Raw genomic sequence first — 7739 nt, 5'->3', positions numbered from 1 at the left:
GATAAGATATCGGGCATGGGCGATAAGTGGTTTTTGAGTTGTCGTTGTGAGAGACAACAACTCTACTACGAAACGCCCTACCTCTTCACTCTCTGATTTTGGCTAAGGTATTGCTTGTCCAGATAGTTTTAATTGTTCTTTCCACTGAGAATTATAATCACTAGTATGTTTCTGTGTGAGCTTCACTAAATCTGCTTCCACAACCACATTATCTTGACTACGAATTAATCTGGCACTGATTCGCATTGCTTCAAATTGTATTAATTCCTGTCAAGGGGAGTAGCTTCACTTTCTTGTAGCCACTGTAAAATAGTTAGAGCCAATTTCCAAGATTCTTTTCTATCCCAACGAGGCAAATGATTTAGTATCCTTGCTGTCAATAATTCTGGTTGTTCTAATCTTCTACTACGAGCAGCGATTCCATCCTTAACTAATTGCCCCAGTGTGGCTGCTTGATTACCGCGATAATCAGGCTGGTTTTTAATTTCATCAATAATCCACTCAGGAACAGTAATGGTTTTAAATCCTTGTTTTGGCATACATAGTTGTAAATCAGTTCTTTGATAGTACGGCAGTTTACGTCATATATGCAAATCTGGTGCGGTATAGTATGGTAAGAAAGAGTGAAAACCTAATTTATTCAGGTAGAACCTTGATTAGTAGGTAAGTTATGGATAAAAATACACCCATTTTTGAAGAGTTAGACCCCTTAGTTTTTTGTGAAACTTGGGGACTGACTTATGAAGAGGCATCTAAATATCTAAAAATCAAAGCTCGGACAATGGCAGCTTATGCTTGTCACGGTAAAGTAACCAAACGTAACCCATCCTCTAGGGTGAAAGCTTTGGCAGCTATGCAACATAATATTTGGATTCAACAGGGGAAGCAACCTGTAGATAGTCGTTCATTGTTGGTAATTGCTTAACCCTAAATCAAACAAAATTTTTAGTTCAATAGAAAAATTTTCTATAAATAGAATTTATCAACAAAGTTGTCAACAAAGTCCATTGCCCACCAAGCGTGGGTATTTTAGTATTTGGATATGGTTCAACAGTTCGACCAGCCAATGGAGCAGTTAAGCATTAAGGATTGTCGAGATTTATTGAAGATTCAGTCAAAAGACACAATCAATCAATATTTAAAAACCCTAAAACTGTTTGGGAATAAATACCTAAATTGGGAGCAGATTCGGCAAGTTTTAGAACTTCAGATTTACCTGGGATTAAAACATGGGAGAAACAGCAAAGAAAATTTTCGTCAAATGACTCGGCAGCAGATTGAAGAAACATTTCAAAGCTACGGAGTGGATGTAGATGCAAGATTAAAAGCGTTAAAACAAACACATAGAGACTCAGTACAGCAAAAGGGGGTTAAAGTAGTCAGTCTCTTAAAAAAGTGAACGGCTGATTGAATGCCAAATACAATCTACTACATCGACAGAACAAGGAAAAAAGCGGATTTTGCCTTTGATGACAAACTACATTAATACTGCGGAAAATTCCCAAAAATAGGTTTGTAGAAGGCAGCTAAAAATCATAGATTGGAGTAATACAGCAATGCTACAATGTTCAAATGCTTGCCCAGAATGGATTGAGCAGAATGTTAGCAAACGGGGTGTACATATTTTGATTTCTAAACCCCGAAAAATGGGTACAGTTTTTTTCAAATTGAGGGCTGTGTAGTACAAGTATTCAGAAGTACAAGTGTCTATATATACGGAGATATCCTCATGTGTACAGGAAGAGAACTCAGGAGTCAGGAGTCAGAAGTCAGAAGTTATAAAGAGAAGTCAGAACTCAGGACTCAGGAGTCAGAAATTATAGAGTTATCATTTAGGTGATTTATATTTTTGCTCTTCCCATTCTGGATTCTGAGTTCTGGATTCTGGATTCTGGATTCTGAGTTCTAGGAGAAAATCATGTGTACAAGAGAACAAAATACACAAAAACATCATTTGATGGTAGGACTGAAGAGATAGAAGTAGAAGAAAAAAATTCGTCAGGGTTGTTAGAATTTTGTACAGCCATCATGACAATAACTCTTTCAATATTGACAGCCACTTTAGTTTTACAATCGTTGAACCATGCCAGTAGTATTAGAAGATTGGATAAGCCAATCAATCAACCTGAAAAAAATCTGTCAAACGATTCGTGGGAGCGAAATTAGCTCACGCACATGGTTTGATTGGGAGAGAATAGCAGGTGCAGTGTACGCACAAGGCTTTAAAGTGTCGGCAAGGAAGTACACACAAGAGCAGACAAAGATGCTGCTGTGTTTGGCATGGCACAGAAAGCAGTATCCAAAGAAAAAAGTGACTTATCGTAGTTTGAGGGATTACTATCAGGCGAACGAGTTCTTATTAGAGGAGGTATTTTCCAAGTTTTGTGACCAAGTAAATTCAGGAGAGGCTTTCGTAGCCGATGAGGTCAAGACAGTCCCAAAACAAATAGCCTTGAGTGAAGTGAAAAAGTGCTGCGATCGCATCATGAACCGGGAGATATCGAGGAATTGTTGGGCGAGTTGGAAACAGTATTTGGGGATACCGAAGTATGAACGCTATGTGGATGAGGGCAAGGCAGCATTACTGACATATATGGCCTGCTGGCGGCATGATCATCCGACAAAAAAGTTTCCATCAGTGACTCAAATGTTAGTGATGATGAGACATTGGTCACGTCGAGCGATGAGTATACAAACAGCTTCCAGTGCCAAGATGTGGCATCGATGGCAAATGAGCGGGTGTAAAGGTAGAGAATTACATTTGTACTTGGCTGCTTGTGGATATAGAGTCTCGCCACGCACCTTATATAAATGGGGAGACTTCAGTAAGCGAAGGCACTACTCTGTGTCTGAACTAGGGCAGTGGAAACAAAAAGCATCACAAAGGAGAACAGCATGATTAAGTTATTAGACGGGTTTAACAACGTACTAGCATTCACGGTTAATTTTGTTTTGTGTGGAAAATATTGCAATTATTGCTAGAAGAAGTCAGGAGTCACAATCCAGAACTCAGAATCCAGAATCCAGAATTCAGAATTCAGAATCCAGAATGGGAAGAGCAAAAATATAAACCACTTGAATGTAATGGTCTATAACTTCTGACTTCTGACGAATGTGTTCTGACTTCTCTTCATAACTTCTGACTCCTGACTCCTGACTCCTGACTCCTGACTCCTGAATTCTGACTCCTGAATTCTGAGTTCTAAATCCTGAGTTCTATGCTCACAGTTTTAATCATTAAGGAAAAACAGTATGGCACGTAGAGGCGAGTTAACAGTACAAACAACCGATACCGGAACATCTATTGAGGCACAACCTAAAAGTATAGTCAGAGGAAAGTCGCAAAATATTACAACAGCGCCGTCTGCTCAAGCAGTAGTAATTGAAGAGTTACAGATTGCGTTTGATGATGATTTGCGATTGGCTATCCTCAAACGGCTAATTAAGGATCAGCAAGTCATTCAAGAACAAGCATCGAATGAGAAGAAGATTGCTAAGGCAATGGAAATCGCCAGATTAGAGACAGTTGAGCAAGCCAGAGAAGAAGGTAAGCAATTAGCTAGAGCAGAGATGGCACAAAAGAAAAGGGAGCAGTTAGCAGTTACTCAAAAACAATTTATTGAGGTAGAGCTACCCCAAATCATAGACGCTTGTAGCTGTTTAAGTTACGAAACGATGAAGCAGACGGTGGAAAATTTTGCATCTAATGTTGGGATCACTTTGGAGTGGAAGGACTTGGAAGATGGACAATTCGAGTGCATACCCAGTATCACCCCTTGAGGACAAGGAGCAGGGAGCAGGGAGCAGAGGGGAAGGGAACAGGACAAGGAGCAGGGAGCAGGGAGCAGAGGGGAAAGATTCTCCCCCATGCACAGAGCAAAGTGCTTCCTTTCCTCAAGAGTCTCCCCTGCCCCCAGCACAAACCTGCCCCCCTGCCTCCCGTCTTTCACCTGAAATTCAGGAGTTTATCGACACGGTAAACTCTGGTAAAGGATTCGCCAACATTACCGAAATCATCTCGGCGGAAGTACAGCGCCAAATTGAAGGCCAGTTGATGGAATTTCAGAATGCGATCGCACAGACGAATTTGGCGGCGATTGAAGTGTTATCTCAAGAGTTGTTAAGGATAAAGGAGGAGTCAGCAACATTAACTGGGGTGATGGAGAGATTAGCGACGGCTGTAGCCCCAGATTTACCACCAACAGAGGATGAAGTTGTCAGTTTTCAGGTAGCAATTAACAACCTAGAAAAGTACGGCAACATCATCCCTTCACAAACAGATATTATTCTGGCTCAATCACGACTAAAGCAAGAAAGAGCGTGGTCATTGGTATGGCAGTCATTAACAAAAATGTTAATTAGAAAACTGGAGAAAATAATTTGCAAACAGCCTACTTCCACCGAGCGTACTGGAGCTACGAAAACAACTTAGGGATAGCCAAAATACATTACCCCGCCTTGGGGATATTCGCTTTGTTATTTGAGAATGGCACTCCTATAACCAATGTCAACTTCCTAGATAAACAAGAATTTTCTTATTACTGGCAGAAATACCAAAAACAGGAAATTGCATTACATCTGGGGATGAGAGTTGGCATAGATACGGAATTAACCAAGGTAATTGAGAAGGAGAATGTTTTTAAGTTTCCTGATATTAATTTGGAGGTGAAAATAGAGAATAATACCCGTCATTTTCGCTCATTAGATGGAGAGTGGAAAGAATTTGAAGATGACGTGTTTGTTGAATATCAACCTTGTGATTCATTGATAAATGTCGAATGATGTTTAGAATGCAAAACTCAGAACTCAGGAATCAGAACAATGGGAAAACAAAAATCAGAAACTTCCAAAGATACTAAAGATGGAGCATTAACCCTGTCTGATCTAAGCGGCGATGTCAGCAAAGCAATAGTATTTCCTGACTCACACTTTGGCTTGGAATCGGCTGTTTGGGCAAATGCCCAGCGTATTGCTGATATGCTACCTGTCGATATCAAAGTTTTTGGCGACTTGACCGAAGAAGATGTAGCTTCGGCGGTAGATAAAGCCAAAGGTGCAGAGTTTCAGGTAAAAAACTGGACTGAATACTCGACTGCTATTAGTCGTTATCTCAAAGCTTTATATAAGGTTCGTGAAAAACAAGCAGAGGTCAGTGAGAATGTAGCTGAGGCACGAGTACAACACGCTGAATTAGAAAAGAATTTAGCTACGTCCTTAGCTAATTTGGAATCGAAATTTAGGCAAGCTGTAGGTGGTTCACGTTCAGCGATCGCGGGAATACAAGACGATTTAGAAATTAGTTTGGGAAGAATCGCCTCACAGTATTCAGAAGGGAAAGCCAAAAAACAAGAGAAACTAAACACTGAGACTACTAAAAAAGAACCCACTCCTTATGAAGAACAAACTAGTTCTTTAGTTGATAGATTTCGCCAACTGAGAGAACAACGGTATGAGGGTGGTGCAGTTGGTGTTACACAACGAGTTAAAAAAGCGAGTTAGTCATGAAAGTAAAGTACATAGTTCTATCAATCTCTGGGCTATTAGTAGCATTAGCATTTAGTTATTTTGCAAGTCAGATACTAAATCCAAAAATCACACTATTTATAGGCGGTGGCGCTGTCGCTGCTGGTGCTGTTTTACAAGTAAGACAAAGCCGACAACAACAGTCAACAATAAAGGCAAACAATAATGTCCCAAATCTGTAAATTACTAATATGGATTTGCGCCTTCGTGATAGCAATGGCAGTAGCGCAATTAATCAGTTTATTACCTTGGTCATCTGTAGTTATAGGAGTAGGAGCATTCATCACTTATTCCATAGGTAAATCTGATAACTCAATGTTGTTACAAGTGATTGCTGCTGGGTTAGCTTTTGGGTGGATAAAATGCTTTTTAGCTGGGTAAAAATTGGTTCAACTGGGTTAGCTGCTTTGTGCCTAACTTTGTCAGCTAATCCTAAAAATGTGAAGTTGTTTATTCCCACGAATATCACAGCGATCGCACTATCAAGTGTAGCTGGGGTAGAGTTGCGTAAGCTGATGCGCCACTATCAGGATAAAGAGCGAGTAGAGGATATGCTAGCAGCGCTCAAGGACACCCAAGCCGAAGAACAGTTACAATTCCTCTCATCGGCTGCCGAAAGAAAGCGTGAAAATGAAGATGCCGACAAGCGTACCGAAAGACAGTTGGGACTTTTGCAGAAGACAGCGCCACTGTTTAGTGAAGTTCTTAGTCTAACTGGACAGAACGGTGCAATTGAACGCATGGCCTTGGGGATGATTCAGAACGGTGAGCCGTTGGGTAATGTTTTACTCGCGGCATCTGAAGCCGAGATGCAATTTGAACAAGCTAAACTGCAAGCTCAAATTCATCAAAAACAGTTGGAGTTGCAAGCTCAACAGATGAAAAGTGCCTCGGTGGTGACGGTGAGTGCAGGAGCAAGCGAGAGTCAAGCAGCGATCGCTACTGTACCAGTTACTAGCTCATCCAAAATTGAGGGGTTGCAAAAAGCAGCAAAAGTAGTAGGGCTACCTACTCAATGCTTACGGGTTGATAAGGCTCCCAGTTACGAGCGACTGATTTTCTCTGTCAGAACTGAAGATTTTAACTCATTAAGTAAATTTAAGGCGGCGGCTAAACTGGCGCTGGGAGTAAAAGAGAGTGATTTACCAATCTATATTTATGCTCCTGAACAAGTAGCCATAGAAGTACCACTTCTCCCACAAGACCGCACTTATTATAACTTCCCGGTTAGACATTGGAACTTGGGCGATCGCCTGATTGTGCTAGGTCAATCCCTGGATGGTGAAGTCCTGATTGATTTAGCCAGTGAGGATACACCACAAATTCTCTGTGTGGGAACTACGGGTTCTGGTAAGTCCAATCTGTTTCGTGCGATCGCTTACTGTTTGCTACAGCAAGGTGCGCGGGTGGACATATGCGGTGGTAAGGTCAGCGACTACGAAGATTTTGCTGACCGCTTCCCCACTATCTCGATGAACGACATGGGTAAAACTTTCGAGTTCGTCGGGGAATACTACCACGAGTGCGATCGCCGCAACAAGATGAGCAAAGCCGAGCTAGCTGGGCAGCCTGCATGGGTTTTGTTAATTGATGAGTACAAAGGTACTGTTCCACTGGATGAGCAAATGCGTAGAGCCTACGATCAGCAGTTGTGTGAGGTGGCTAGGCGTGGACGTGGGTTAAAGATTCATGTAGTCGTTGGTTTACAACGTGGGGCTAAACGAGGTAAGGATGATCCACAGGGATTACCCCCTGATTTACGTGATAATCTGCCATGCCGGATTGCATTCCGTTGTGTTGATGCTGTCAGTGGTCGCATGGTGTTGATGCGCCGGGGCGAAGCTGTAACTTCACTTCAAGGCCGTGGCGACGGCATTGTGCAATCTGGCTTATTGGATAGAAGATTTCAGGCTTATCGATTTGATACTATTCCTGCTTAGTTTTAAGGGAGAAATTTATGTCTAACCTTTCAGTATTTGTTTTTGAGTCTCAGGAAGTCCGTTTTGTTGGTACACCTGACAAGCCAGAATGGATTGCCAATGATGTCTGCATAATTTTAGACATTGATACTTCCATTGCGGTTAACGGTAGAAAAAGAAGAAGATAGGACTTACGCATTGACAGAAAGTTGATACTATGCAGTCAATCCCAACTTCTGTGTTAGGTGTTCTAAAATAAAGTCACGAGCTACTTGAAGAGATAAATTCCTTTGGACT

Annotated in this window: 13 protein-coding genes; 11 read left to right on the top strand and 2 right to left on the bottom strand. The window is 41.5% G+C overall.

Features of this window, described 5'->3' with window-relative positions; translation table 11 throughout:
* Positions 1 to 102: 102 nt before the first annotated feature.
* Both H6G83_RS34280 and H6G83_RS34275 read right to left on the bottom strand, forming a co-directional pair.
* Positions 103 to 246, bottom strand: a complete 144-nt coding sequence (locus H6G83_RS34280) for a hypothetical protein (RefSeq protein ID WP_190480566.1) — start codon at positions 244 to 246, stop codon at positions 103 to 105.
* A 14-nt stretch (positions 247 to 260) separates the two neighbouring features.
* Positions 261 to 539 (bottom strand): hypothetical protein, encoded by a 279-nt coding sequence (locus H6G83_RS34275; RefSeq protein WP_190480564.1) that lies wholly within the window; start codon positions 537 to 539, stop codon positions 261 to 263.
* A gap of 131 nt (positions 540 to 670) precedes the next feature.
* Between H6G83_RS34275 and H6G83_RS34270 the strand changes: the two genes are divergently transcribed.
* From H6G83_RS34270 to H6G83_RS34225, 11 genes are all read left to right on the top strand, one after another.
* Complete coding sequence (locus H6G83_RS34270) at positions 671 to 925, top strand: hypothetical protein (RefSeq protein WP_190480563.1); 255 nt, start codon at positions 671 to 673, stop codon at positions 923 to 925.
* Between the two features lie 117 nt (positions 926 to 1042).
* Positions 1043 to 1399: a hypothetical protein gene (locus tag H6G83_RS34265; protein WP_190480560.1), complete on the top strand. Its 357-nt coding sequence runs from the start codon at positions 1043 to 1045 to the stop codon at positions 1397 to 1399.
* A gap of 684 nt (positions 1400 to 2083) precedes the next feature.
* Positions 2084 to 2899 carry a hypothetical protein gene (locus H6G83_RS34260; RefSeq protein ID WP_190480559.1) on the top strand — a complete coding sequence of 272 codons (816 nt, stop codon included), beginning with the start codon at positions 2084 to 2086 and terminating at the stop codon, positions 2897 to 2899.
* A gap of 353 nt (positions 2900 to 3252) precedes the next feature.
* Complete coding sequence (locus H6G83_RS34255) at positions 3253 to 3780, top strand: hypothetical protein (RefSeq protein WP_190480557.1); 528 nt, start codon at positions 3253 to 3255, stop codon at positions 3778 to 3780.
* On the top strand, positions 3743 to 4432 hold the full coding sequence (locus tag H6G83_RS34250) for a hypothetical protein (RefSeq protein WP_190480555.1): 690 nt from the start codon (positions 3743 to 3745) through the stop codon (positions 4430 to 4432). Before H6G83_RS34255 ends, H6G83_RS34250 begins: the two co-directional genes overlap by 38 nt.
* Positions 4381 to 4782 (top strand): hypothetical protein, encoded by a 402-nt coding sequence (locus H6G83_RS34245; RefSeq protein WP_190480553.1) that lies wholly within the window; start codon positions 4381 to 4383, stop codon positions 4780 to 4782. Before H6G83_RS34250 ends, H6G83_RS34245 begins: the two co-directional genes overlap by 52 nt.
* 39 nt (positions 4783 to 4821) lie before the next feature.
* The gene (locus H6G83_RS34240; RefSeq protein WP_190480551.1) at positions 4822 to 5499 is read left to right on the top strand and encodes a hypothetical protein; all 678 of its coding nucleotides are present in this window, start codon (positions 4822 to 4824) and stop codon (positions 5497 to 5499) included.
* A gap of 2 nt (positions 5500 to 5501) precedes the next feature.
* Entirely contained in the window at positions 5502 to 5705 is a 204-nt protein-coding gene (locus H6G83_RS35090; protein ID WP_206759026.1) for a hypothetical protein, read from the top strand.
* A complete protein-coding gene (locus H6G83_RS34235) occupies positions 5689 to 5904 on the top strand; it encodes a hypothetical protein (protein ID WP_190480549.1) in 216 nt (71 codons plus the stop codon). The genes H6G83_RS35090 and H6G83_RS34235 overlap by 17 nt, the downstream gene beginning before the upstream one ends.
* Entirely contained in the window at positions 5886 to 7463 is a 1578-nt protein-coding gene (locus H6G83_RS34230; RefSeq protein ID WP_190480547.1) for an FtsB/FtsL family cell division protein, read from the top strand. The genes H6G83_RS34235 and H6G83_RS34230 overlap by 19 nt, the downstream gene beginning before the upstream one ends.
* A gap of 17 nt (positions 7464 to 7480) precedes the next feature.
* Positions 7481 to 7630, top strand: a complete 150-nt coding sequence (locus tag H6G83_RS34225; RefSeq protein ID WP_190480545.1) for a BRO-N domain-containing protein — start codon at positions 7481 to 7483, stop codon at positions 7628 to 7630.
* Positions 7631 to 7739 lie beyond the last annotated feature (109 nt).

Source organism: Anabaena azotica FACHB-119 (assembly GCF_014697625.1).
In the GTDB taxonomy this organism is placed as follows: domain Bacteria; phylum Cyanobacteriota; class Cyanobacteriia; order Cyanobacteriales; family Nostocaceae; genus Trichormus; species Trichormus azoticus_A.
Note: the sequence above shows the minus strand (reverse complement) of the source record. Positions and strands in the feature narration are given on the sequence as shown.